17 protein-coding genes are annotated in these 26,771 nt (G+C 71.5%); 7 read left to right on the forward strand and 10 right to left on the reverse strand.

The features are described from left to right. Positions 1-19: 19 nt before the first annotated feature. The 4 genes from ABZ877_RS06790 to ABZ877_RS06805 all read right to left on the reverse strand — a co-directional run bounded on the left by ABZ877_RS06790 (position 20) and on the right by ABZ877_RS06805 (position 4,167). Positions 20-523: an ATP-binding protein gene (locus ABZ877_RS06790; RefSeq protein ID WP_361065470.1), complete on the reverse strand. Its 504-nt coding sequence runs from the start codon at positions 521-523 to the stop codon at positions 20-22. Between the two features lie 265 nt (positions 524-788). Next, positions 789-1,556, reverse strand: a complete 768-nt coding sequence (locus ABZ877_RS06795; protein ID WP_361065473.1) for an enoyl-CoA hydratase-related protein — start codon at positions 1,554-1,556, stop codon at positions 789-791. A gap of 43 nt (positions 1,557-1,599) precedes the next feature. After that, positions 1,600-2,790: an Ig-like domain-containing protein gene (locus tag ABZ877_RS06800; protein WP_361065476.1), complete on the reverse strand. Its 1,191-nt coding sequence runs from the start codon at positions 2,788-2,790 to the stop codon at positions 1,600-1,602. A gap of 168 nt (positions 2,791-2,958) precedes the next feature. Next, entirely contained in the window at positions 2,959-4,167 is a 1,209-nt protein-coding gene (locus ABZ877_RS06805; protein ID WP_361065479.1) for an Ig-like domain-containing protein, read from the reverse strand. 259 nt (positions 4,168-4,426) lie between these two features. Between ABZ877_RS06805 and glgX the strand changes: the two genes are divergently transcribed. Next, entirely contained in the window at positions 4,427-6,640 is a 2,214-nt protein-coding gene (glgX, locus tag ABZ877_RS06810) for a glycogen debranching protein GlgX (protein WP_361065571.1), read from the forward strand. Between the two features lie 223 nt (positions 6,641-6,863). Here glgX and ABZ877_RS06815 read toward each other — a convergent pair whose 3' ends face one another. The 4 genes from ABZ877_RS06815 to ABZ877_RS06830 are packed head-to-tail and all read right to left on the reverse strand — an operon-like array spanning position 6,864 to position 10,545. Then, the gene (locus ABZ877_RS06815; RefSeq protein ID WP_361065482.1) at positions 6,864-7,535 is read right to left on the reverse strand and encodes a response regulator transcription factor; all 672 of its coding nucleotides are present in this window, start codon (positions 7,533-7,535) and stop codon (positions 6,864-6,866) included. Next, a complete protein-coding gene (locus ABZ877_RS06820; protein ID WP_361065485.1) occupies positions 7,525-8,811 on the reverse strand; it encodes a sensor histidine kinase in 1,287 nt (428 codons plus the stop codon). The genes ABZ877_RS06815 and ABZ877_RS06820 overlap by 11 nt, the downstream gene beginning before the upstream one ends. 37 nt (positions 8,812-8,848) lie before the next feature. Next, entirely contained in the window at positions 8,849-9,628 is a 780-nt protein-coding gene (locus ABZ877_RS06825) for an ABC transporter permease (protein WP_361065489.1), read from the reverse strand. Further along, on the reverse strand, positions 9,625-10,545 hold the full coding sequence (locus ABZ877_RS06830) for an ABC transporter ATP-binding protein (RefSeq protein WP_361065493.1): 921 nt from the start codon (positions 10,543-10,545) through the stop codon (positions 9,625-9,627). The genes ABZ877_RS06825 and ABZ877_RS06830 overlap by 4 nt, the downstream gene beginning before the upstream one ends. Before the next feature lie 153 nt (positions 10,546-10,698). Here ABZ877_RS06830 and ABZ877_RS06835 point away from each other — a divergent pair, with 153 nt between their 5' ends. The 4 genes from ABZ877_RS06835 (at position 10,699) to ABZ877_RS06850 (ending at position 18,838) form a co-directional block, all read left to right on the forward strand. Next, positions 10,699-12,540 (forward strand): ABC transporter ATP-binding protein, encoded by a 1,842-nt coding sequence (locus ABZ877_RS06835; protein WP_361065497.1) that lies wholly within the window; start codon positions 10,699-10,701, stop codon positions 12,538-12,540. After that, positions 12,537-14,408 carry an ABC transporter ATP-binding protein gene (locus ABZ877_RS06840; protein WP_361065500.1) on the forward strand — a complete coding sequence of 624 codons (1,872 nt, stop codon included), beginning with the start codon at positions 12,537-12,539 and terminating at the stop codon, positions 14,406-14,408. Before ABZ877_RS06835 ends, ABZ877_RS06840 begins: the two co-directional genes overlap by 4 nt. 481 nt (positions 14,409-14,889) lie before the next feature. Next, complete coding sequence (locus ABZ877_RS06845) at positions 14,890-16,971, forward strand: M4 family metallopeptidase (RefSeq protein ID WP_361065504.1); 2,082 nt, start codon at positions 14,890-14,892, stop codon at positions 16,969-16,971. A 301-nt stretch (positions 16,972-17,272) separates the two neighbouring features. Further along, a complete protein-coding gene (locus ABZ877_RS06850) occupies positions 17,273-18,838 on the forward strand; it encodes a M4 family metallopeptidase (protein ID WP_361065507.1) in 1,566 nt (521 codons plus the stop codon). A gap of 55 nt (positions 18,839-18,893) precedes the next feature. Here the strand turns inward: ABZ877_RS06850 and glgP are convergent, their stop codons facing one another. Together glgP and ABZ877_RS06860 are read right to left on the reverse strand one after the other, a co-directional pair. After that, positions 18,894-21,527 carry an alpha-glucan family phosphorylase gene (glgP, locus tag ABZ877_RS06855; protein ID WP_361065510.1) on the reverse strand — a complete coding sequence of 878 codons (2,634 nt, stop codon included), beginning with the start codon at positions 21,525-21,527 and terminating at the stop codon, positions 18,894-18,896. A gap of 211 nt (positions 21,528-21,738) precedes the next feature. Continuing rightward, positions 21,739-22,305 carry a 1,4-alpha-glucan branching protein gene (locus tag ABZ877_RS06860; protein WP_361065512.1) on the reverse strand — a complete coding sequence of 189 codons (567 nt, stop codon included), beginning with the start codon at positions 22,303-22,305 and terminating at the stop codon, positions 21,739-21,741. A gap of 494 nt (positions 22,306-22,799) precedes the next feature. Here ABZ877_RS06860 and ABZ877_RS06865 point away from each other — a divergent pair, with 494 nt between their 5' ends. Together ABZ877_RS06865 and treS are read left to right on the forward strand one after the other, a co-directional pair. Next, the gene (locus tag ABZ877_RS06865) at positions 22,800-25,016 is read left to right on the forward strand and encodes a maltotransferase domain-containing protein (protein ID WP_361065516.1); all 2,217 of its coding nucleotides are present in this window, start codon (positions 22,800-22,802) and stop codon (positions 25,014-25,016) included. 37 nt (positions 25,017-25,053) lie between these two features. Next, positions 25,054-26,748, forward strand: a complete 1,695-nt coding sequence (gene treS, locus ABZ877_RS06870; protein ID WP_361065519.1) for a maltose alpha-D-glucosyltransferase — start codon at positions 25,054-25,056, stop codon at positions 26,746-26,748. Positions 26,749-26,771: the final 23 nt, after the last annotated feature.

The following is a 26,771-nucleotide window of genomic DNA, read 5'->3' on the forward strand; positions in this document are numbered from 1 at the left end:
GCGTTCGGGGCCCGTCGGCTCAGCGGTCGGCGACCCGCATCTCGAACCAGGTGGTCTTGCCGCGCGGCAGCAGGTCGACGCCCCAGCGGTCGGAGAGCTTGTCGACGAGGAAGAGGCCGCGCCCGGAGACGTCGAGCGGCTGCACGGGCATCAGGCACGGCAGGCCGCGGGACGGGTCGCGGACCTCCACGCGGAGCCAGCCGCGGCGGCGCAGCATGCGCAGGCCGAAGACGCGGGCGCCGGTGTGGCGCACGGCGTTGCCGACGAGTTCGGAGACGAGCAGGACGGCGTCCTCGGTCATCTTCGGGGACAGGCCCCACTGGCGCAGGACGACGACCTGGGCGAGGCGGCGGGCGGTCGCCGCCGATTCGGGACGCGAGGGAAGGGGCACCTCCGCCTCGGTCGGGTTGCCGAACAACTCCAGTGCGCGCAGCGCGTGTTCGTCCTCGACCGCGGGAGACCAGCGCGCCGCGGTCGCACCCCCGTGCCTCCGCGGATGTTCGACACCCTCAAGCCCCGCCATGCCCTCCATGATGGCCGCAGAGTCGGGGCCTTGGGGCCGTTCCGGCTGAATAAGCCCCCCGGAATGCCTCATTCCGGGGGGCCGTTCTGGCATATGCCAGAGTCACTTAATGGGGTACGAAACACCCTCCGACCTGCGGTGACTCCTTGTGCGCGGGCAGTCCTCGATCGTCACGCGTGAGGTGCGCTTAAGGTTCTCTTAAGGTGTGGATAATGCGCTCCAACGGGGGACGGGACGAACCCCTCGCACCCGTCCGGGAGTTGACTCAGGCGAACTTCGCCTTGCCCGGACCCTCCTCGACGAAGCTCCGCATCCCCGTCGCCCGGTCCTCGGTGGCGAACAGACCTGCGAACCAGGTGCGTTCGATGGCGAGCCCGGTCTCCAGGTCCGTCTCCAGACCCGCGTCGATGGACTCCTTCGCCGCGCGCAGCGCGATCGCCGGGCCCTTGGCGAGCTTCGCCGCCCAGTCGTGCGCGGCGGAGAAGACCTCGTCGGCCGGGACGACCCGGTCCACCAGGCCGAGCGCGAGCGCCTCGTCGGCCTTCACCTGACGCCCCGTGAAGATGAGGTCCTTCGCCTTGGACGGCCCGATCAGGCGGGCCAGGCGCTGGGTGCCGCCCGCGCCCGGGATCAGGCCGAGCAGGATCTCGGGCTGGCCGAGCTTGGCGTTGTCGGCGGCGATGCGGAAGTCGGCGCACAGCGCCAGCTCACAACCGCCGCCGAGCGCGTACCCCGTGACGGCGGCGACGACGGGCTTGGGGATCCGGGCCACCGCGCTGAACGCGTCCTGGAGCCCCCGCGCCCGGCCGACCATGGCCGCGTGGTCCATGGCCTGCATCTCCTTGATGTCCGCACCGGCCGCGAAGACCTTCTCGCTGCCGCGGACGACGACGGCCCGTACCTCGGTACGGGCCGTCGCCTCTTCTGCCAGTTCCTTGATGCGGTCCTGGACGGCGACGTCCAGGGCGTTCATCGGCGGTCGGTCGAGGCGGATGGTGCCCACCCCGTCGGCGATTTCCAGGTGTACGGTCATGGCCGCAGGTTAGCGGCCGTTCACCGCAGGGGCGCCGTGCCCCCTACTTCTTCCACTCCGCCCAGCTCATGTTCCAGCCGTTGAGCCCGTTGTCCGGGGCGACCGTCTTGTCGCCGGTGTTCTTCACCACGACCACGTCGCCGATCATCGACCGGTTGAAGAACCAGGCGGCCGAGACGTTGCTGTCGTAGCCGCCGCGCACGTCCCGCAGGCCGATGCAGCCGTGGCTGGCGTTGTAGTTGCCGAAAGCGTCGCCGCCCCAGTAGTTGCCGTGGATGAAGGTGCCGGAGGTGGTCAGGCGGACGGCGTGCGGGACGTCCTTGATGTCGTACTCGCCGCCGTAGCCGACCGTCTCGCCGTTCATCCGGGTCACCGCGAGCTTCTCGGTCATGACCATCTGGCCGTTCCAGGTCTCGTAGCCCGGCTTGCCGGTCGTGACCGGGATCTTCTTGATGGTCTTGCCGTCACGCTTGACGGTCATCATGTGCGTCTTCGCGTCGACCGTGGAGATCTGGCTGCGGCCGATGGTGAAGTTCACCGTGCGGACCTGCTTGCCGTAGACGCCGGGCCGGCCCTCGACGCCGTCGAGGTTGAGCTTCACGGTCACCTTGGTGCCCGGGGCCCAGTACTTCTCGGGGCGGAAGTCGATGCGGTCGTTGCCGAACCAGTGCGGCTCGACCGGGACGGAGGGCTCCGTCTTGACGGTGATGGCCTTCTCGACGTCCTCGGGGTGCGTGATGCCGCGGGTGAAGCGGATCGAGAACGGCATCCCGACGCCGACCTTCGAACCGTCCTCCGGCGTGAACATGCCGACGAAGGTGTTCTTCGGGGTGAGCGTGGTGAAGGTGGTGTCCTTGGCCGACGCGCGGCCGTCCTCGTCCTTCGCGACCGCGTGCACCTTGTAGGTGGTGGACGCGGCGAGGTGGTGCGCGGGGGTCCAGCTGCTGCCGCCGGATATCGCCCCCGCCACCTCGTTGCCCTTGGAGTCGGCGACCTTCACCTCGGTCAACTTGCCCTTGTCGGCGGTTATCTTCAGCGCGCCGCTGGTGGCGACGGAGTCGGCGCCGTCCTTCGGCGCGACCGTCACCACGGCCTGCGACGCCTTGTTCGCCTCGGCGGCCTTGTCGGACCCGCCCTTGCCCTCGTTCTCCGATCCGCCCCCGCCACCGCACGCGGTGACGAGGAACAGCGCCGCCCCCAGCAGAGCCACCGATATCGGTCGTCGCCCGTTCAAGATGTTCTTCTCCCCTCGCACGGCCTCGGTCCCCGAGGCCCGCACCCCTGCGCGTCTGCGCGCGCACTGCGCAAGATTAACCGCCCGACCTGGGAAAACGGATCCCCGCTTATGTCACCGTTTAGTCCCAACCCCCAGGCTGCCGCCCCCCTTTCCGCGCCCCCGCGGCTACCTGCCCGCCGCGGCCCCGGCCTTCCACTCCTGCCATTCCATGTTCCAGCCCCCGAGCCCGTTGTCAGCAGCCACTTTTCTGTCAGCGCTGTGCACCACCTCGACGACGTCGCCGATGAGGGTCCGGTCGAAGAACCAGCCGGCCGGGGTGAGCGGACTGCCGCCCTTCACATCGCGCAGGCCGACACAGCCGTGGCTGACGTTGCTCGCCCCGAAGGCGCCGCCCGACCAGTAGTTGCCGTGCAGGAACGTGCCGGACTCGGTGAGCCGGATCGCGTGCGGCACGTCCGGGATGTCGTACTCCCCGCCGAAGCCGACGGTGCGGCTGTCCATCCGGGTCACGTCGAGCATCTCGGTCACGACCATCTTCCCGTTGTACGTGGTCGAGCCCGGCGCCCCCGCCGTGATCGGCAGGGTGTCGAGCAGCCGCCCGTCCCTGCGGACCTCCATCGTGTGCCGCGCCGCGTCGACCAGGCTGACCTGGGAGCGGCCGACGGTGAACGAGAACGACTTGCGCTGGAGGCCGTAGACGCCGGGCGCCGCCTCCACGTCCCGCAGGTCCAGGGCGACGGTCACCCTTGTACCGGGGCGCCAGTACCGCTCGGGGCGGAAGTCGAGCCGGGTGTCGCCGAACCAGTGCGGGGCGATCTCCACGGCAGGCGTGGAGGTGACCCGTACCGCGCGCTCGACGTCGGCGCGGTTCTCGATCCGCCGGTTGAAGTCCAGCCTCACGATCATGCCGGTGCCGACCGTGGCCCGGTTCTCCGGTGTCACGTAGCCGATGAACCGCTCGCCGGGGACGGCGGTGGTGAAGGTGGTGTGCCGGGCAACACGGCGGCCCTCGCCGTCGACCGCGACCGCGTCGACCGTGTACTTCGCGGCGAGCGCGAGCCGCCGCGCCTCCGCGCCCGTCGGGAGCCAGAGCGAGCCGCCCGCCTCGATGCGCCCCGGCACCGGCTCCTCCTGCGCGTCCTGCGCCCTGACGACCTTGACCGACTCCAGCCGGCCCGCGGGTACCTCCACCCGCAGCATCGTGTCCGCGCTCACCTCTTCGCCGCGGTCGTCCGGGGTGACCCGGATCAGCTCCGCGGGCGGGCGCGGCTTGCCGAGCATCGCGTCCGCCTTGCATCCGGCGAGCCCGCCGGCCAGTGCCGCCCACGTCAGTACGGCGGCCAGTGCCGCCCCTGCGCGCCGCGCGCGCCTCACAGCTCTTCTCACGCCGGAGCAACGACGCGCACCCCGCCGGGGAAACGTGAGTGCGACCCGTGCTCTGGGCAGAACAGACAGGAGGGGATCAGGGACGACGTACGGCAGGGACGCCGTGCGCGCCCCGCCGCCCATCCTTCGTGGAGCCGCGGGAGGCTGTCAGGTGTCGAGCGCACCCGAGCAGGAGGCAGTGCAGACCGGCGTACGGACCGGTGTGCCGAACGGCCGGACGGGGAACGGCGGACCGCCCGACCCGGCCGTGCACGCGTCGGCGTACCGCCCGGAGCGGGAGCGCGGCCGCACTCCCCCGGTCGAACCGGTCTGGCCCGGCGCGCCCGTACCCCTCGGAGCCCGCTACCGCGTCGGCCCCGACGGCGTCGCCGGCACCAACTTCGCCCTGTGGGCGGGCGGCGCCGAATCCGTCGAGCTGTGCCTCTTCGACGCCGACGGACACGAGCGGCGCTCCCCGCTCGCCGAGTCCACCGACGAGATCTGGCACGGCTTCGTCCCCGGCGTCCGGCCCGGACAGCGCTACGGGTTCCGGGTCCACGGCCGCTGGGACCCGTGGACCGGCGCCCGCTGGAACCCGGCGAAGCTCCTCCTCGACCCGTACGCGCGCGCCGTCGACGGAGACTTCAGGCTGCCGCCCGAGGTGTACGGGCACGTCCGCGACTGGCCGCAGCAGCATGTGGCCGACACCGTGCGCGACGACCGGGACTCGGCCCCGTACGTCCCCAAGGCCGTCGTGGTCCACGACGACGCGCCCGACGACGAATGGCAGGACGACCGCCGCCCCAAGACCCCCTGGGCGGACTCGGTCATCTACGAGCTGCACGTACGCGGCTTCACCCGCCTGCACCCCGGCATACCGCCCGAGCTGCGGGGCACGTACGCGGGCCTCGCGCACCCGGCGGCGATCGAGCACCTGACGCGGCTCGGGGTGACGGCGGTGGAACTGCTCCCCGTGCACCAGTTCGCGCACGAGGACCACCTGCTGCGGAGGGGGCTGCGGAACTACTGGGGCTACAACTCGATCGGCTACTTCGCCCCGCACGCGGCGTACGCGGCGAGCGGCACCGCCGGGCAGCAGGTCGGCGAGTTCCGGCGGATGGTGCGGGCGCTGCACGACGCCGGGATCGAGGTGATCCTCGACGTGGTCTACAACCACACGGCGGAGGCGGGCGAACTGGGCCCAATGCTGTCCCTGAAAGGGATCGACAACCGCGGCTACTACCGCCTCCAGGACGACGCCCGCCGCTACGCCGACTACACGGGCTGCGGCAACACGCTGCACGTGGTCCAGCCGCAGGTGCTCCGGCTCATCACCGACTCGCTGCGGTACTGGGTGACCGAGATGGGCGTCGACGGCTTCCGCTTCGACCTCGCGGCGGCGCTCGCCCGCTCCATGCACGACGTCGACATGCTCTCCCCCTTCCTCGCCGTCATCGCCCAGGACCCGGTCCTGCGCCGGGTCAAGCTGATCGCGGAACCGTGGGACGTGGGCAACGGCGGCTACCAGGTCGGCGCGTTCCCCCCGCTCTGGGCCGAGTGGAACGACCGCTACCGCAACGCCGTACGGGACTTCTGGCGCGGCGCGCTCCCCGACGTACGGGACCTCGGCTACCGCCTCTCCGGCTCCAGCGACCTGTACGCGTGGGGCGGACGGCGCCCCTACGCGTCCGTCAACTTCGTCACCGCGCACGACGGCTTCACCCTGCGCGACCTCGTCACTTACGACCGCAAGCACAACGAGGCGAACGGCGAGGGCAACCGCGACGGCACGAACGACAACCGGTCCTGGAACTGCGGCGCCGAGGGCGAGACCGACGACGCGGACGTCCTCGCCCTGCGCAGACGGCAGTTGCGGAACATGCTGACGACGCTGCTGCTTTCCACCGGGGTGCCGATGCTCGTCGCCGGGGATGAGTTCGGGCGCACCCAGCGCGGCAACAACAACGCGTACTGCCAGGACAACGAGATCGGCTGGGTCGACTGGTCGCTCCTCGACGACCCCGGCTGGCGGGCCCTGTTCGACCTCACCGCCCGGCTGATCGCACTCCGGCACGCACACCCCGTGCTGCGGCGGCGGGCCTTCTTCTCGGGCCGGCCCCGGTCCGCCGACGGGCTGCGGGATCTGGCCTGGTTCACGTCGCGCGGTACGGAGATGACGGAAGGCGACTGGTTCGCGCCCACCGCGACGCTGGGGATGTATCTGTCCGGGCGGGACATACCCGGGCGGGACGCGCGGGGCCGGCGCGTGCTGGACGACAGCTTCCTGGTGCTGATGCACGCGGGCGCGGAGGAGCGGGATTTCGTGCTGCCCGGGGAGCCCTGGGCGGGGGCGGGCGGGTACGAGGTGGTCGTCGACACGGGGGTGGAGGAGCAGGGTGTCGGGCCCGGGGTGTCTTATGGGGCGGGGGCGACGGTACGGGTCGGGGGGCGGACGGTGATGTTGCTCCGGGTTGTGCCCTAGGTGGGACCGTCGGCGGGTGCGGGTCGCGTCGTGGCTGGTCGCGCAGTTCCCCGCGCCCCTGGAGGCATGCGGCTTCGCCGCGCCTCCATCAGGAGATGCGCACTTCGTGCAGCATCTCCGCCTCTGAGATGGCGCACGAAGTGCGCATCTCAGGGGCGCGGGGAACTGCGCGAGCGACCACGACGAAAGCCGCACCCGAGATCGGCGCGAAGGGGGCAGACGCTCAGGGACGCGGGCGATCGCCGAGGATCGCGCGGTCGTACGCCACCGCCACCGCCGCCGCCCGGTCCTTCACCCCGAGCTTCGCGTAGATGTGGGTGAGGTGGGTCTTGACCGTGGCCTCGCTGATGAACAGCTCGCGGGCGATCTCCTTGTTGGAGGTGCCCTTGGAGACGAGGAGCAGGACCTCGCGTTCGCGGGCGGAGAGCGTCTCGTCGGCCGGGACCGACGGCGCGCGGACCGCTGTGACCAGGCGGGACGCCACCGCCGGGGAGAGGACCGTACGGCCCTCCGCGGCGGCCCGCACCGCGGTGAACAGCTCTTCGCGCGGGGCGTCCTTGAGGAGGTAGCCCGTGGCGCCCGCCTCGATCGCGGGGAGGGTGTCGGAGTCGGTGTCGTACGTGGTGAGGACCAGGACGCGGGCGCGGGCCCCGCGCCGGGTCAGCTCCTTGATCGCGTCGACGCCGCCGCCGCCCGGCATGCGGAGGTCCATCAGGACGACGTCCGGGTCGAGTGCGGCGGTGCGGGCGACCGCCTCGACCCCGTCGGCAGCCTCGCCGAGGACGGTGAAGCCGTCGGCGGAGTCGAACATGCCGCGCAGCCCGTCGCGGACCACGGGGTGGTCGTCGACGACGAGGAGGGTGATGGGGTCGCCCATCGCGGGGTCATCGGTCATGGCGGACCAACGGTACGCGAGCCGAGACCGCCGTACCGCCCCCCGGCTCCGACTCGACGGTGACGGCGCCGGCCAGGCGCTCGGCGCGGGCCCGCATCCCGTCGAGGCCGAACCCCGCGGTGCCGGTGCGGGCGGGCAGGGCGACGGGGTCGAAGCCGCGCCCGTCGTCCCGTACGTCGAGGGTGACCTCGCCCGCCATGAAGGAGAGGGTGACGCCGACGCGGGTGGCGTGCGCGTGGCGGGCCGCGTTCGAGAGGGCTTCCTCGGCGATGCGGAGCAGGGTCGCCTCGATCTCGTCGTGGAGCGGCTCGGCGGTTCCGGTGAGGGTGAAGTCGGCGCGGACCCCGGTCCGCACGGACCATTGCGCGACCGTCTTCTTCAGCGCCTCGGGCAGGCTCGCGTCGGCGAGGGCGGCCGGTGAGAGGTTGTGCACGGAGCGGCGGGCCTCGCCGAGGCTGTGCCGGGCGAGGTCGCAGGCGCGGTCGAGGTGTTCGCGGGCGATGTCCAGGGTGGGCGCGTTGGCGACGACCTGGAGCTGGGCGATGATCCCGGTCAGGCCCTGCGCGATGGTGTCGTGGATCTCGGCGGCGAGGCGGCGGCGCTCGTCGGCGACCCCGGCCTCCCGCGCCTGGACGAGGAGTTGGGTGTGCAACTGGGCGTTCTCGTCCATCGCCTGCTGCAGCGCCGCGTTGGTGCGCGCCAGTTCGTCGATCGTCTCGATCTGGATGCGCGCCGCTTCCTGCTCCTTGTTGTTGATGTGGCCCATGAAGCCGACCAGGACGGAGTTGACCGCGAGGAGGCCGCCGAAGAGGATCCAGCCCGAGCTGTCGCCCGGCGGCAGTCCGCCGGACTGGGAGCCCGCCACGACGACGATCGCCGCGAACAGTCCCGGCCTGATCTGCCGGGCCGGTACGAGGCGGGCGATGTCGAAGTAGCCGCAGGCCGCGTAGAACACGTAGAACGGGTTGGTGAGCGAGCCGACGAAGGCGATCGCCCAGCGGACCCAGTAGTAGAGGACGCCCGCGCGGCTGGGGCCCGGCCTGGTGCGCATCGCGCGGCCCCACCACGCCTGGAGGGCGACGGCGGCGACGGACAGCGGCACGAAGAGGTACCAGTCGAGCCGGTCCATGCCGACGACGCGGGCGGTGGCGACGGACAGGACGATGCCGACGGCGAGCAGCCCCCAGGGGCCGTAGCGGTGGAAGTTGGCCCAGCGCTCCTGGACCGTCCTCGCCGCTTCGTCGGCGGCGTCGCGCCGGTCCGTTCCCGTCGTCATGTCCTCAGTCTGCATGGCTACCGCCTCGCTCATCGGGTCACTCCCAGCGGAACCAGCGCGCCGCCGCGCCGGACAGGGCGACGGCCCACAGGGCGAGGACGCCGAGGTGAACCCAGTGGGGCCAGTCCCCGGCCGCCGCCTCGCTCAATGCCTGGGACGCGGCGCCGAACGGGGTGCACTCGACGACCCGCGCGAGCGCGTCCGGCATCGACTGCACCGGCAGCCACACCCCGGCGCAGAACATGCTCGGGAAGAACACGGCCGAGCCGATGGCGCCCGCGATCTTCTGGGTACGCGCGCGTGCGGCGACCAGCGCGCCGAGCGACAGGGCCACCACGACGCTGAGCACGAGCGCCAGCGCGTAGCCGGGCACCTGCTGCGGCAGCCGTACGTCGAACGCGAGCCGTCCGATGGCGAGCGAGAGGAGGGAGGAGACGAGGGCCGCCGCGCCGTGGATCGCCATCTGCGCGCCGAGCAGCGCGGGCGGGCGGACCGGCGTGGCCGACATGCGGCGCAGGATGCCCCGCTCCCGGTATCCGGCGATGACCGGCGCCATCGCCTGGAGCCCGGCGACGATCAGTGGAAGCAGCACGGTGACGGGCACGTACGCGTCGATGAGGCGCAATCCGCCGGGGCCCGAGCCGGACTCCCGGAACGCGGGGACGCAGCCCAGGATCACCAGCAGCACGGGCGGGAAGACGGCGATGCCGAAGAGGGCGCCGGGTTCGCGCAGGAACAGCCGGATCTCGCTGCGCAGGACGGCGGAGTTCGCTCCGGGCACGCGCGCGTGGGCGGCGGTGAGGGTGGGGGTGGTCATGGTCGGCCGGCTCCCGTCAGGTCGAGGAATGCGTCGTCGAGCGTGGCGTCGGCGACGCGGAGGTGGTGGGCGGTGACGTGGTGCCGGGCGAGGAGGCTGATGACGGCGTTGACGGTCTCGTCGCCGCCGGTGAGCGTCGTACGGCCGTCGCGGTGCTCCACGCTCGCGAGGCCGGGCAGTGCGGCCAGTTCACGCTCGTCGAGGGGCGCGGACGGCGTGAAGGAGATGACGGTCGACCCGGCGGCCCGGCTGATCAGCCCGGCCGGGGTGTCGAGCGCGGCGACGCGCCCCTTGTCGATGACGGCGACCCGGTCGCAGAGCCGCTGCGCCTCCTCCATGAAGTGCGTGACGAGCAGCACCGTGACACCGCTGTCCCTGACGTCCTCGATGAGCTGCCAGGTGTCGCGCCGCGCGCGCGGGTCGAGCCCGGTGGTCAGCTCGTCCAGGACGACGACGCGCGGGTTGCCGACGAGCGCGAGCGCGATGAACAGGCGCTGCTTCTGGCCGCCGCTGAGCGCGGCGAAGCGGGTGGCGAGCTTCTCCTCCAGGCGCAGCCGCTCCGCGAGGGGCCGCCAGTCGAGCGGGTCGGGGTAGAAGGCGGAGTACAGCTCCAGGGCCTCCCGTACGGTCAGCTTCGCCTGGACCTCGCTCTCCTGGAGCTGCGCGCCGAGGATCCGGGTGACCTCGTCGTGGTCGCGCACGGGGTCGAGCCCGGCCACGCACACCTGCCCGGCATCGGGTACGCGCAGGCCCTCGACGCACTCCACGGTGGTGGTCTTCCCGGCCCCGTTGGGCCCGAGGATCCCGAAGATCTCGCCCTCCCGGACGGTGAACGAGACCCCGTCGACGACGGCCCGCCCGGCGTACGCCTTGCGCAGCCCGGTGACCTCGATGAGCGGTGCACTGGTGGTGGTCATGGACCCAGATTCGCCCGCCGGGGCCGCCCGCCGCATCGGCCATCGCGCTCGGAGCCGCATCAACCGATCGGTTGACCGGCGCTACGACCCCGCGTCCGGCGGCGGCGAAAACCCACTGGGCGATGTCAGTGCCGAACCGTAGTCTCACCCCTGATGGCGACTACGGATGCAGCTACCACGGATCAGGGCCCGGAGCGGTTCGACGACAGCGGTCAACTCGGCGCACAGGCGCCGCGGTCGGCGGCGCGGACACTGCTGCGCCTGTGGCCGTACGTACGGCCGGTGCGGGCGCGCTGGGCGAGCGCGGCGGTGATCGCCGTGGTCGCGTCCTGTCTGGGGCTCGTGTTCCCGCTGGTCCTGAAGTGGATCGTGGACGGCCCGGTGACCGACCGCGATCCGGGCGGCGTCTGGCTCGGCGCCGGACTGCTGCTCGCGCTCGGTGTCGCGGAGGCGCTCCTGTTCGGACTGCGGCGCTGGCTGGTGGCCCGGCCGCTCGCGGGCGTCGAGGCGGCGATGCGCGCCGACCTCTACCGGCACCTCCAGCGGCTGCCCGTCTCCTTCCACGACCGGTGGGCCTCGGGTCAGTTGCTGTCGCGCGCCACGACGGACCTCATGGTCGTGCGGATGTTCCTCGCCTTCCCGCTGACGTTCCTGATCGTCAACGGGGTGACGATCGCCGCCGGTCTCGCCCTTCTCGTGGCGCAGGACTGGGGCCTCGGCCTCGTCCTGCTCGCGCCCGCCGTGCCGCTGATCGCGGTCTGCTACCGGTTCGAGCACGGCTACGCGGAGGCGTCCCGCCGCGCCCAGGACCAGGTCGGCGACCTGACCACGGTCGTCGAGGAGTCGGTGCTCGGCATCCGGATCATCAAGGGCTTCGGCCGCCACCGCAGCCAGGCCCGCGCCTTCAAGGATCTCTCCCGCACGCTGCGCGGCACCGAGCTCGTCAAGGCGCGGCTCCTCGCGGGCATCCTCGCGGTGATCACGCTGCTGCCCGAGGCGGCGCTCGGCGCGGCCCTCGTCATCGGCACGGTGCAGGTCGCGGACGGCGGCCTGTCCGCGGGCACGCTCGTCGCGTTCCTGTCCACGGCGCTCGCCCTGCGCTGGCCCATCGAGTCCATCGGCTTCCTGCTCGCCATGAGCCAGGAGGCGGCGACCGCCACCCGGCGCTACTTCGAGGTCATGGACGAGCCCGAGGAGGACCCGCGCGTGCGCCCCGCCGAGGGCGAACAGGGCGCCGACGGGCTGCGGTTCGAGGGTGTCGCCTTCCGCTACCCCGACGCCGCCGAAGACTCCGAGCCGACGCTCCGCCACATCGACCTCCACGTCCGCTCCGGCGAGACCATGGCCCTGGTCGGCGCGACCGGCAGCGGCAAGACGACACTGACCGCGCTCGTGCCGCGCCTGTACGACGTCACGGCGGGCCGCATCACGCTCGACGGGCGCGACATCACCGCGATCCCGCGCGAGGAGCTGCGCACCCTGGTCTCGATGGCGTTCGAGGAGCCCACCCTGTTCTCCGCGACCGTCGCGGAGAACGTGCTGATGGGCGCCGTCGACGCGACACCGGAGCAGGTGGAGCGGGCGCTCGGCGTGGCCCAGGCCGACTTCGTGCACCGGTTGCCCGACGGGGTGGACACCGAGGTCGGCGAGCAGGGGCTCAGCCTCTCCGGCGGCCAGCGGCAGCGGCTCGCGCTCGCCCGCTCGGTCGTCGGCGCACCCCGCTTCCTGGTCCTGGACGACCCGCTGTCCGCGCTCGACGTGCACACCGAGGCCGCCGTCGAGGCGGCGCTACGGCAGGTCCTCGCGGACAGCACCGCCCTCGTCGTCGCGCACCGCCCCTCCACGGTGCTGCTCGCCGACCGGGTCGCCCTGCTCTCCGAAGGCCGCGTCACCGCGGTCGGCACCCATCACGAACTGCTGCGCACCAGCGCGGAGTACCGGCATCTGATGTCGGGCGAGACCGCGGGCGAGCGGGAAGAGGCGGCGCACCGATGACGACCACGGCGAACACGGGGACGACCCCCGACGAGTCGGCCGAGCGGGACGAGGCCGTCCGGCCCCCCTCCCCCGCCGACCCCTTCGACCGGGACGACCTGCCCACGACGAAGGGCGCGACGGGCCGCCTCCTGCGCTCCCTGCTCGCGCCGCACCGCCGCGGGGTCTGGCTCACCGTCCTCGCGCTGCTGCTCCAGCAGGCGGCCGTGCAGTCCGGGCCGCTGATCGTCGCGTACGCCATCGACCGCGCGGTGCCCGCGTTCCGGGACCACGACTACGGGCCGCTGATCGCGGTCGGCGCGGGCTTCCTGCTCACCGCGTGCTGCTCGGCCGCGTTCCAGTACGCGTACATCCAGTTCTCCGCCCGCGTCAGCCAGAACGTGCTGCTCGACCTGCGCGACCGGATCTTCCGCCACGCGCAGGCGCTCAGCGTCGACTTCCACGACCGGTACACCTCGGGCCGGGTCATCTCGCGCGCCACGACGGACGTCGAGTCCCTGCGCGAGCTGCTCTCCGAGGGCCTGCAAGAACTGGTCAACGTCGTCCTCGCCTCCCTCTACATCACGGTGACGCTGCTCTGGCTCGACCTCGGCATCGGCGCGGTCGCGGCGCTCTCCTTCATCCCGCTGTCCTTCCTCATCCAGAGCTACCGGCGACGCGCCGCGCGGGCGTACGGGGAGCGGTCCTCGGCCATCGCGGCGGTCATCGTCAAGTTCGTCGAGACGATGAACGGCATCCGCCCGGTCCGCGCGTTCCGCCGCGAGCAGGCCAACGACGAGCACTTCGCGGTCCTCAACCACCGCCACGAACGCTCCAACGGCACGGCCCTGCTGGAGATGGCGCGCTACGTCGTGGGCTCCCGCCTCCTCGCCAACACGGCGGTCGCGGGCATGGTCCTGTGGGGCGCCTACCGCGTCGCGGGCGGCACACTCGCCCTCGGTGTCCTCGCGGCGGCGGTGCTCTACGTCCGCCGCCTCTACGACCCCATCGACCGCCTGGCGATGTTCCTCAACTCCTACGAATCGGCGGCCGCGTCCCTCAAGAAGATCGCGGGCCTGCTCGAACAGACCCCGTCCGTCCCCGAGCCCTCGTCCCCGCGCTCCCTGCCCGCCCCGCGCGAGGGCCGCCCCGGCCGCGAAGTCCGCTTCGACGACGTCTCGTTCGGCTACCGCACGGGCGGCGAGGTGCTCCCGCGCTTCGACCTCGTGCTGCCCGCCGGCCAGACGGTCGCCGTGGTCGGTTCGACGGGCGCGGGCAAGTCCACCCTGGCCAAGCTGCTCGCCCGGTTCTACGACCCCTCGCACGGGCAGGTCCTCCTCGACGGCGTCGACCTGCGCGACCTGTCCCACGCCGAGCTGCGGCGCGGGGTCGTCATGGTGACCCAGGAGGCGTTCCTGTTCTCCGGCACGGTCGCCGAGAACATCGCGATCGGCCGCCCCGAAGCGACCCGCGATGAAATCGAACAAGCGGCGAAGGCGATCGGCGCGCACGACTTCATCACCGCGCTCCCCGACGGCTACGACACGGACGTGCGCAAGCGCGGCGGCCGGATCTCGGCGGGCCAGCGCCAGTTGGTCGCCTTCGCGCGGGCGCTCCTCGCGGACCCGGCGGTACTGATCCTGGACGAGGCGACCAGCTCCCTCGACATCCCCGGGGAGCGGGCGGTGCAACGCGCGATGCACACGGTCCTGCGCGGCCGCACAGCGGTCGTCATCGCCCACCGCCTGTCGACGGTGGAGATCGCCGACCGGGTGCTGGTGATGGAACACGGCAAGGTGGTGGAGGACGGCCCCCCGGCCCAACTGATCGCAGGAACGGGCCGCTTCGCGAACCTGCACAGGGCGTGGCGAGAAAGCCTGGTGAGCTGAACAGACCCGCCAGATCCAGCCCTGCTCCTCAAGCCCCTCCGGCGATTGAGGAGCGGGGTCCGGGGCGGAGCCCCAGGGCTCAGCCAAGTCGCCGGGCGACCATTTCAAGCCACGGGAAGCAGATTCCGGCCGGGCCCACCCCACCCCCGCCCCACCCGAACACACCCCCCACAAACGCCCGGGCCCCGCCCGAACCCCACCCCGCATATCGAACACCCACCCCCGCGCACCGAACCATTTCCGGCCAACCTGTTGACGCGCTCCTGACAGCACCCACGTTCTACTGCCACTCTTCCGTTCGGCCACCGCACAGCTGCCCCACAGCCAAGTCGCGGCCAGACCGGATTCACCGCTCGACCCGCTCGACCCGCTCCACCCGCACACCCCGCACTGCCTGCACTGCGTTCTGCCCGGCCGGCCAAACGCCGCCCGGTCCCCACTGGCCGCACACCCACATGCGGCCGCGCAGAAGGAGTCAGCGTTGAGAAGCACCTCCACCTCCCACAGACGCCGGGCCACGGCAGCCGCGGCCGTCGGCGCCGTCACCGCCCTGCTCGCCGTCGCGTTCCAGTCGGCCCCGGCCTCCGCCGGCGCGGGCGCGGACACGGCGCAGGCCGCCTCGGCCATCACGGCGAACGCCACCCGCGGCGCCGACCCGGGCGCCCTCCCCGCGAAGCTCTCCCCCGCCGAACGCGCGGAGCTGCTGCGCGCGGCGAACACCACGAAGGCGAAGGCCGACACCGCGAAGAAGCTCGGCCTGGGCGCCCAGGAGAAGCTCGTCGTCCGGGACGTGCTGAAGGACCAGGACGGCACGACCCACACCCGCTACGAGCGCACCTACGCCGGCCTGCCCGTCCTGGGCGGTGACCTGATCGTCGAGAAGACGAAGTCCGGTGCCGCGCAGGACATCACGAAGGCGTCGAAGGCCCAGCTCAAGGGCGTGGACACGACGGCCGACGTGAAGCCGGCCGCGGCCGAGGCGCAGGCGCTGACGCTCGCCAGGGCCGACGGTTCGAAGAAGACCGAGGCCGACCGGGCGCCGCGCAAGGTCGTCTGGCTGGGCCAGGGCGCGGCCAAGGGGCAGCCGACGCTCGCGTACGAGACCGTCGTCGGCGGCCTCCAGGAGGACGGCACGCCGAACGAGCTGCACGTCATCACCGACGCGGCCACCGGCAAGAAGCTGCACGAGTGGCAGGCCGTCGAGAACGGCACGGGCAACACCCAGTACAGCGGGACCGTCACCCTCGGCACCTCGCAGTCGGGTTCGTCGTACACGCTGAACGACACCGCGCGCGGCGGCCACAAGACGTACAACCTGAACCGCGGCACCTCGGGCACCGGCACTCTCTTCTCCGGCCTGGACGACGTGTGGGGCAACGGCAGCCCGTCCAACGCCGAGACGGCCGCCGCCGACGCGCACTACGGCGCCGCGATGACGTGGGACTACTACAAGAACGTGCACGGCCGCTCCGGCATCCGCGGGGACGGCGTCGGGGCGTACAGCCGCGTGCACTACGGCAACAACTACGTGAACGCGTTCTGGGACGACAGCTGCTTCTGCATGACGTACGGCGACGGCAGCGGCAACAGCAAGCCGCTCACCTCGCTCGACGTGGCCGCGCACGAGATGACGCACGGCGTCACCTCCAACACGGCGGGCCTCAACTACAGCGGTGAGTCCGGCGGTCTGAACGAGGCGACGTCGGACATCTTCGCCGCGGCCGTCGAGTTCTACGCCAACAACTCCGCGGACCCGGGCGACTACCTCGTCGGCGAGAAGATCAACATCAACGGCAACGGCACCCCGCTGCGCTACATGGACAAGCCGAGCAAGGACGGCGCGTCGAAGGACTCCTGGTACTCCGGTATCGGCGGCGTCGACGTGCACTACTCCTCGGGCCCGGCCAACCACTTCTTCTACCTGCTCAGCGAGGGCAGCGGCGCGAAGGTCGTCAACGGGACGAGCTACGACTCCCCGACCTCCGACGGCCTGCCCGTCACCGGCATCGGCCGCGAGAAGGCGGCGCTGATCTGGTACAAGGCGCTGACCACGAAGTTCACCTCGACCACGAACTACGCGGGCGCCCGCACCGGTGCCCTCGCGGCGGCGGGTGAGCTGTACGGGACGACGTCGGCCGAGTACAAGGCGGTCCAGGACGCGTTCGCCGCGATCAACGTCGGCGCCCGCTCCGGCGGCGGCGACCCGGGCACCGGCAAGGTGTTCACCAACGACACCGACGTCAACATCCCGGACTACCCGGGCTCGGCGGTCAGTTCGTCGCTGACGGTCTCCGGCATCAGCGGCAACGCGCCGTCCACGCTGAAGGTCGGCGTCGACATCGTGCACGCGTGGAGCGGTGACCTCCAGGTCGACCTGATCGGCCCGAGCGGGAAGGCGTACCGGCTGCACTCGTCGACGTACGACCCGACCCCGGACATCAAGACGACGTACACGGTCAACGCCTCCACCGAGACCGCCAACGGCACCTGGAAGCTCCAGGTGAAGGACCTCGGCGCGTCGGACACCGGCTACATCAACCAGTTCAAGCTGACGTTCCCGTAAGCGGGTCGGGACGACCCCGCACGGTCTGGGCGCGCCGCCCCGGTGAGGCAATTCCCGGGGCCGGCGCGCCCGTTCACATTTCCCTTTTGTTTCCTCCACGCGAATTCGTTCACATGCCGTTCGCATTGCGTGCGTCAGTTTTCGCTCAACGAACGAATTCCGGCCAACCTGCGGTCACGTACATGACATGTACAGCTGTCAACTGCCAGAGTTTCCCCGCACCGCAAGCACCACATGCATCACATGCACCACATGCACGGCAAAGCTCGCTCCCCCACTTCCCTCGCAAGGAGCTTTCTTCGTGACCTCCCACATATCCCGTCGCACCGCCCTCTCCCTCGCCACGGCCGTCGCCGCCGGTGCCCTGGTGGCCGGGTCCTTCACCGCCACCACCGCGACCGCCCAGACCCCGGCCCCCTCGGCCGCCCCCCTGGCCCTGACCGCGTCGGCCCGCGCCGACCTCGTGAAGGACGCGAGCGCGAGGACCGCGGAGACGGCGAAGGAGCTGAAGCTCGGCTCCAAGGAGAAGCTCGTCGTCCGCGATGTGGTCAAGGACCGCGACGGCACCACCCACACCCGCTACGAGCGGACCTACGACGGCCTTCCCGTCCTCGGCGGCGACCTGGTCGTCCACGAGTCGAAGTCCGGTGTCCGCGAGGGCGTGACCCGCGCCACCGCCAAGTCCCTCGACGTGGCCACCGCCGGCGCCACCCTCAAGGCCGCCCCGTCCGGCGCCCGCAAGGTCGTCTGGGCCGCGAGCGGCACGCCGAGACTCGCCTACGAGAAGGTCGTCGCCGGCACGCACGAGGACGGCACGCCCAGCAAGCTGCACACCATCACCGACGCGGCGACCGGCAAGAAGATCTTCGAGTTCGACACGGTCCAGACCGGCACCGGCAAGTCCCGCTACAGCGGCACCGTCACGATCGGCACCACCAAGTCCGGCACGTCCTACTCCCTCACGGACGCGACCCGCGGCGGCCACTCCACGTACAACCTCAAGAACGGCACGTCCGGCAAGGGCACGCTGTTCACCGACGCCGACGACGTGTGGGGCAACGGCACGACCACCGACGCCGCGACGGCCGGGGTCGACGCCGCCTACGGCGCCCAGGTGACCTGGGACTACTACAAGAACGTGCAGGGCCGCAACGGCATCAAGGGCGACGGCAAGGGCGCCTACTCCCGCGTCCACTACGGCAACGCCTACGTCAACGCGTTCTGGGACGACAGCTGCTTCTGCATGACCTACGGCGACGGCACGGGCAACAAGAACCCGCTCACCTCGCTCGACGTGGCCGCGCACGAGATGAGCCACGGCGTCACGTCGGCGACCGCGGGCCTCGTCTACAGCGGTGAGTCCGGCGGCCTGAACGAGGCGACGTCCGACATCTTCGGCACGGCCGTCGAGTTCTACGCCAACAACTCCGCCGACCCGGGCGACTACCTCATCGGCGAGAAGATCAACATCAACGGCGACGGCACCCCGCTGCGCTACATGGACAAGCCCAGCAAGGACGGCGCCTCGCTGGACGCCTGGAAGAGCGGCGCCGGCAACGTCGACGTCCACTACTCCTCGGGCATCGCCAACCACTTCTTCTACCTGCTCAGCGAGGGCAGCGGAAAGAAGACGATCAACGGCGTCTCCTACGACTCCCCGACCGCGGACGGCTCCACCGTCACCGGGATCGGCCGCTCCAAGGCCGAGAAGATCTGGTTCAAGGCGCTGACGACGTACTTCACGTCGACCACCAACTACGCCAAGGCCCGCACCGCCACCCTGAGCGCGGCCTCGGCCCTGTACGGCTCGACCTCCGCCGAGTACAAGGCCGTGGGCGCGGCCTGGGCGGCCGTGAACGTCAAGTAACCACCGCACCGCACGTACGGCGCCCGGACCCACGCGGTCCGGGCGCCGTCGTGTGTCAGCGCATAAGCACCCCGGCGCCCTCGCCGACCGCCTCCGAGGGCACGGTCACGAGCCCCGCCTCCGCCGCCGACGCCAGCAGGCGGTGGGACGGGAGGATGCGGACCGTGTAGCCGTACGGTCCCGTGCGGTCGAGGGAGAGGGGGCCCTCGTAGGACCAGCGGCCCCCCTCGTCGGGGCCCGCGACCGGCTTGAGCGGGACCGTGTGCGCGTCCGCGATCCTGTCCTCGGCGTCGACGCGCCCCGACACCGCCTGCACCTCGACGTCGTCGGGGTCCAGATCGCCGAGGGCGACGCGGACGCGCAGGGAGAGGGTCGCGCCCAGCTCCGCCGCCGTGGCCGTCTCCGCCTCGACGTGGTCGACCGCGACCCGCGGCCAGGCCGCGCGGACCCGCGCCTTCCACGCCGCCAGCTCCCGGGCCGCGTCCGGGGTGAGCGCCCGGTCGGCGCGGGCGGCGGGCGCGTACAGCTTCTCCACGTACTCGCGGACCATCCGGCCCGCGAGGACCTTCGGGCCCAGGTGGGTCAGGGTCTGGCGGACCATCTCGATCCAGCGGTCCGGCAGCCCCTCGGGCCCGCGCTCGTAGAAGCGGGGCGCGACCCGGCGCTCCAGGAGGTCGTAGAGCGCGGCGGCCTCCAGGTCGTCGCGGCGGTGCTCGTCGGTGGCCGTGCCGTCGGCGGTGGGGATCGCCCAGCCGAAGTCCGGCTCGAACCATTCGTCCCACCAGCCGTCCAGGACCGACAGGTTGAGACAGCCGTTGAGCGCCGCCTTCATCCCGGACGTGCCGCACGCCTCCAGGGGGCGCAGCGGATTGTTGAGCCAGATGTCGCAACCCGGGTAGAGCTTCTGCGCCATCGCCATGCCGTAGTCGGGCAGGAAGACGATGCGGTGGCGCACGCGCGGGTCGTCGGTGAACCGCACCAGCTCCTGCACGAGCCGCTTGCCGCTGTCGTCGGCGGGGTGCGCCTTGCCCGCGACGACGATCTGCACGGGCCGCTCCTCGTCCAGCAGCAGCCGCATCAGCCGGTCCGGGTCGCGCAGCATCAGCGTGAGCCGCTTGTACGAGGGGACGCGGCGGGCGAAGCCGATGGTGAGGACGTCCGGGTCGAGGACCGAGTCGATCCAGCCCAGCTCGGCGCCGGACGCGCCGCGCTGCCGCCAGGACGCGGCGAGCCGGGTGCGCACCTCGTCGACGAGCTGGCCGCGCAGCTCGCGCCGCAGCTCCCAGATGTCCCGGTCGGGGATCTCGCCGACCGCGTCCCAGCGGTCCGAGCCGCCGACCGACATGGCGTCCTCGGTGCGCCGCTCGCCGATCTGGCGGGCGCCGAGCCGGAAGACCTCGGGCGCCACCCAGGTCGGGGCGTGCACCCCGTTGGTCACGGAGGCGATCGGCACCTCCTCGGGGTCGAACCCCGGCCACAGGCCCGCGAACATGGTCCGGCTGACCGAGCCGTGCAGGGTGGAGACGCCGTTGGCGCGCTGGGCGAGCCTGAGGCCCATCACCGCCATGTTGAAGACGTTCGGATCGCCGCCCGGGTACGTCTCCATGCCGAGGCCGAGGATGCGGTTCACGTCGAGCGCGGGCAGCTCGGCGGCGCCGCCGAAGTGCCGGGCGACCAGCTCGCGGTCGAAGCGGTCTATCCCCGCGGGGACGGGCGTGTGCGTGGTGAAGACGGTCCCGGCGCGGACCGCCTCGATCGCGGCGTCGAAGTCGAGTCCGTCCGCGGCGAGTTCGGCGATGCGCTCGACGCCGAGGAACCCGGCGTGCCCCTCGTTGGTGTGGAACACCTCGGGGGCGGGGTGCCCGGTGAGCCGGCAGTACGCGCGCACCGCCCGTACGCCGCCGATGCCGAGCAGCATCTCCTGGAGCAGTCGGTGCTCGCTGCCGCCCCCGTACAGCCGGTCGGTGACGTCGCGTTCGTGCGGGTCGTTCTCCTCCACGTCGGAGTCGAGCAGGAGCAGCGGCACCCGGCCGACCTGCGCCTGCCACACACGCGCGAGCAGCTTGCGGCCGCCGGGCAGCGCGAGCGCGATGTGGGTGGGGCTGCCGTCCGGCTCGCACAGCAGGGACAGCGGCAGCTCGTTCGGGTCGGTGACCGGGTAGGTCTCCTGCTGCCAGCCGTCCCTCGACAGCGACTGCCGGAAGTACCCGTGCCGGTAGAGCAGCCCTACGCCGATCAGCGGCACCCCGAGATCGCTGGCGGCCTTGAGGTGGTCGCCCGCGAGGATGCCGAGGCCGCCGGAGTACTGCGGCAGCGCGGCGGTGATGCCGAACTCGGGCGAGAAGTAGGCGACGGCGGCGGGGAGGCCGTCCGCCTGCGCCTGGGTCTGTGCCTGGGTCTGGTACCAGCGGTCGCCCTGGAGGTAGCCGCGCAGGTCGTCGGCGACCTCGCGGAGGGAGGCGAGGAACGCCTCGTCGGCGGCGAGCTCGGCGAGCCGGGCCGGAGCCACGCCGCCCAGCAGCCGCATCGGGTCACCACCGGACGCGGCCCAGTGCCCCGGGTCGACGGAAGCGAACAGGTCACGGGTTCCGGCATGCCACGACCAGCGCAGATTGCGGGCCAGATCGTGCAGCGGGGCGAGTGGTTCGGGCAGGACCGGACGGACGGTGAAACGACGGATGGCCTTCACGGTTCCCCTTTCCCGCGGGCAGCGGGGGCATCGGACGGTCGGGGCGGTCGGGTCGGTCGGGGCGCAGCCGGACGCACCGCTGCGGGACGTACCTCCTCGTGCGTCCCGTACGTCATCCCCGACGGTAGTCGGCGGCGGCTCCACGGGCCACGGCGCACGGGCTCACCCGCGCCGCCGGAGTGGTGCGGGCTCCCCGCGCCGCCGGGGTGGTTCAGCGCACCACGACGAACGCCCCCCGCACCACGCTCTCGTCCGGGCGCCGCCATTCCGCGCTGACCTCGCCCACCGTGCCGGGTGCGGAACCGCCGGGCTCCAGTACCCGCACGATCTCCGGTGAAGCCGGCGCGCCGGGATCGAGCCGGGCGTGCACCGTCGGGTCGAGCGCGCCGTCCACGCTCTGGGCGTGCGCCGGGACCTCGCCCCTCAGCAGCGCCGCCAGCTGGGCGCGGACCAGCGGGTCACGCGCCCCGTCGTACACCCATCTTTGGCCGAGCACGCCGTGGACGAGGGTGCCGACGAGCGCGGCGCCGGGCGCGTCGGGCAGCGGGGCGCCCCGGTAGGCCAGGGGTACGTGGTACGCCACCGGGCGCGCCCCGGACACGTCCGTGACGACCATGAACTCCATGCCGACCTCCCCGGCGGGGTCGTCCAGCCGGAACCCGCCGGAGCGGATCAGCTCGGGCGCGCCGGACCCCTCGTACCAGGGCTGCTCCGGCAGCCACGCGGTGAGGAGTTCGAGCTTGGTCGGCTTGAGCGTGGTGTGGTGGATGATCGACATGCGTCCAGGCTCGCACGCCCCACCGGCAACGCGCAGCACTGTGCGGGTGTTCGCGCACACGCGTCCCACCGTGAGCGGTATGGCCGGTTCCGCCCCCTCGGACAACTTGTGGCACGTGGCACCGCGCGTAAAGCTGCCAGGCGGCACGGTCGGCCGCGAAGACGTGCGTGCAAGCTTCCCCGGGCGGGGTACTCGTATCGATCGGTCCGCACGCCGACGGCTCCTGCCGGTCAACTGTCCGCGACGAGAAGGGGATTCCATGAGCCGGTCCCGACTCGAGAGCCGGGACGGGTGGCGTGTTCTCCCTTACGCGCGAGTAGTTAACGCAGCACCGGATTGTTCGCCCGAAGAGTGTGGAAGGCTCCCCCAGGCACGCATTTATGCACCGTCGCGACAGCGGCGCGGCACCGCAGCGGCACCGACGCGCCACTCCTCGCACGGACCATCTCCGAACGTCGTCTCCGCAACCCCCGATCCCGCGGACAGGAGCGGTCATGCCCGCACAGCGCCCCACCCCGACGTCCTCAGACAAGACGCCACCCGGCAAGGCCCCGGCCCCCGCGAGCGTGCCGCCGGCGCCGCGCACCCGCACCAAGGGGGCCACCGACGGCACCGCCGCCAAGAAGCCCCCGGCGCCGAAGACCCCGGCCCCGCGCAAGGCGTCCGCCGCGCGCAAAGCACCGGCCCAGCGCAAGGCACCGGCCCGGCGCAAGGCGCCCGCGCCGCCGCCCGTCGAGGTGACCATCGGCCGGATACCCGTCCGTGACGTGCGCCCGGTCGTCGACCACGGCCGCCGTCCGGCGAAGGCGGTGGTCGGGGAGACGTTCCAGGTCACGGCCACCGTCTTCCGCGAGGGTCACGACGCCGTCGCCGCGAACGTGGTCCTGCGCGGCCCCGACGGCAGGACCGGCCCCTGGACGCCGATGCGCGAGCTGGCCCCCGGCACCGACCGCTGGGGCGCGGAGGTCACCCCGGACGCGGAGGGCGCCTGGACGTTCGCGGTGGAGGCGTGGAGCGACCCGGTCTCGACCTGGCGCCACGCGGCGAAGATCAAGATCCCCGCCGGGATCGACACCGAACTGGTCCTCGAGGAGGGCGCGGCGCTCCACGAACGCGCCGCGGCGGACCTGGCGGGACCCCAGCGAGAAACGGTTCTGCAGGCGGCTGCCGCGCTCCGTGACACCGGCGAACCCGCCGCCACCCGGCTCGCCGCCGCGCTCACCCCCGACGTCGACGCGGTCCTCTCCGCACGCCCCCTGCGCGAACTGGTCACGTCCAGCGAGCAGTTGCCGCTCCTGGTGGAGCGCGAGCGCGCCCTGTACGGGGCCTGGTACGAGTTCTTCCCACGCTCCGAGGGCGCCGTGGTCGAGCCGGGAAAGCCGCCGGTCAGCGGCACGTTCGCCACGGCCGCGCGCCGCCTGCCCGCCATCGCGGCGATGGGCTTCGACGTCGTCTACCTGCCGCCGATCCACCCCATCGGCACGACGTTCCGCAAGGGCCCGAACAACAGCCTCTCGCCAGGCCCGCACGACGTCGGCGTGCCCTGGGCGATCGGCTCGGCGGAGGGCGGCCACGACGCGATCCACCCCGACCTCGGCACGCTCGACGACTTCGACCGCTTCGTCGCGGCAGCCCGCGCCGAGGGCCTGGAGATCGCGCTCGACTTCGCCCTCCAGTGCTCGCCGGACCACCCCTGGGTGGAGAAGCACCCCGAGTGGTTCCACCACCGGGCCGACGGCACGATCGCGTACGCGGAGAACCCGCCGAAGAAGTACCAGGACATCTATCCGATCGCCTTCGACCGCGACATGCCGGGCATCGTCGCGGAGACGGTGCGGGTGCTCCGCCACTGGATGGCGCACGGGGTGCGTATTTTCCGCGTGGACAATCCGCACACGAAACCGGTCGTCTTCTGGGAGCGGGTGATCGGGGAGATCGGCCGCACCGACCCCGACGTGATCTTCCTGGCCGAGGCGTTCACCCGTCCCGCGATGATGCGGACGCTCGCCGAGATCGGCTTCCAGCAGTCCTACACGTATTTCACCTGGCGCAATACCAAGGAAGAGATCACCGAGTACGTACAGGAGTTGGCAGGCGAAACAGCGGCCGTGATGCGGCCCAACTTCTTCGTCAACACCCCGGACATCCTGCACGAGTTCCTCCAACACGGCGGCCGCCCGGCGTTCGAACTCCGCGCCGTCCTCGCCGCAACCCTCTCGCCGTCCTGGGGCGTCTACAGCGGATACGAACTCTGTGAGAACACTCCGCTACGCTCCGGCAGTGAGGAGTATCTGCACTCCGAGAAGTACGAACTGCGGCCGCGGGACTGGGAGTCGGCCCAGCGTGAGGGGCGCACGATCGCCCCGCTGATCACCGCGTTGAACGACATCCGGCGCCGCAGTCCGGCGCTGCGCGGGCTGCGCAATGTGCACTTCCACCACGCCGACAAGGACGCGGTGATCGTGTACTCGAAACGCACCGGTTCGAACACGGTTCTGGTGGTCGTGAACCTCGATCCGCACCACACCCAGGAGGCGACCGTTTCGTTGGACATGCCGCACCTCGGGCTCGGCTGGCACGACGCGATGACCGTGCACGACGAGCTGACCGGTACCACCCATCACTGGGGCAGGTCGAACTACGTGCGCCTGGAACCGGGCCGGACGCCCGCGCACGTCTTCACCGTCCTGCGACCGTCCACGCCGCGATGAATTCTCTGACACAGGGATTCGGAGGGTCACCCACCCCATGATCATGAATGAGCCCGTTCCGGACACCTTCGAGGACACCCCTGCCAAGGACCGGGACCCTGACTGGTTCAAACGTGCCGTCTTCTACGAAGTGCTCGTCCGCTCCTTCCAGGACAGCAATGGCGACGGTGTCGGTGACCTCAAGGGCATCACGGCCAAACTGGACTACCTCCAGTGGCTGGGCGTCGACTGCCTCTGGCTTCCGCCGTTCTTCAAGTCACCGCTGCGCGACGGCGGTTACGACGTCTCGGACTACACATCCGTCCTCCCCGAGTTCGGTGACCTCGCCGACTTCGTGGAGTTCGTGGACGCCGCCCACCAGCGGGGCATGCGCGTCATCATCGACTTCGTCATGAACCACACGAGCGACCAGCACGAGTGGTTCCAGCAGTCGCGCACCGACCCCGACGGCCCCTACGGCGACTACTACGTCTGGGCCGACGACGACAAGCAGTACCAGGACGCGCGGATCATCTTCGTCGACACCGAGGCGTCGAACTGGACCTTCGACCCGGTCCGCAAGCAGTACTTCTGGCACCGCTTCTTCTCCCACCAGCCGGACCTCAACTACGAGAACCCGGCCGTGCAGGAGGAGATCCTCGCCGCCCTGCGCTTCTGGCTCGATCTCGGCATCGACGGCTTCCGCCTCGACGCCGTGCCCTACCTCTACGCGGAGGAGGGGACGAACTGCGAGAACCTCCCGGCGACGCACCAGTTCCTCAAGCGGGTCCGCAAGGAGATCGACGCCCAGTACCCGGACGTCGTCCTGCTCGCGGAGGCGAACCAGTGGCCCGAGGACGTCGTCGACTACTTCGGTGACTTCCCCTCCGGCGGCGACGAGTGCCACATGGCGTTCCACTTCCCGGTGATGCCGCGCATCTTCATGGCGGTGCGCCGCGAGTCCCGCTACCCGGTCTCCGAGATCCTGGCGAAGACCCCGGCCATCCCGTCCGGCTGCCAGTGGGGCATCTTCCTGCGCAACCACGACGAGCTGACGCTGGAGATGGTCACCGACGAGGAACGCGACTACATGTACGCGGAGTACGCCAAGGATCCGCGGATGCGAGCCAACATCGGGATCCGGCGGCGGCTCGCGCCTCTCCTTGACAACGACCGCAATCAGATCGAGCTGTTCACCGCGTTACTGCTCTCCCTGCCAGGATCGCCGATCCTGTACTACGGCGACGAGATCGGCATGGGCGACAACATCTGGCTCGGTGACCGCGACGCGGTGCGCACCCCGATGCAGTGGACGCCGGACCGCAACGCCGGCTTCTCCTCCTGCGACCCCGGCCGGCTCTCCCTGCCGACGATCATGGACCCGGTCTACGGCTACCAGGTCACCAACGTCGAGGCGTCGATGTCGTCGCCGTCGTCACTGCTCCACTGGACCCGCCGCATGATCGAGATCCGGAAGCAGAACCCGGCGTTCGGCCTCGGCTCGTACACCGAACTGCCCTCGTCCAACCCGGCCGTGCTCGCCTTCCTGCGCGAGTACAAGGACGACCTGGTGCTGTGCGTGCACAACTTCTCGCGCTTCGCCCAGCCCACCGAACTCGACCTCCAGGCCTTCGCGGGACGGCACCCGGTCGAGCTGATCGGCGGCGTCCGCTTCCCGGCCATCGGAGAACTGCCCTACCTCCTCACCCTGGCGGGGCACGGCTTCTACTGGTACCGGTTGCGCAAGGACTGACGTCCGCCGACCCGACACCGCAC

This window comes from Streptomyces sp. NPDC046939, from assembly GCF_040644575.1.
Lineage (GTDB): Bacteria > Actinomycetota > Actinomycetes > Streptomycetales > Streptomycetaceae > Streptomyces.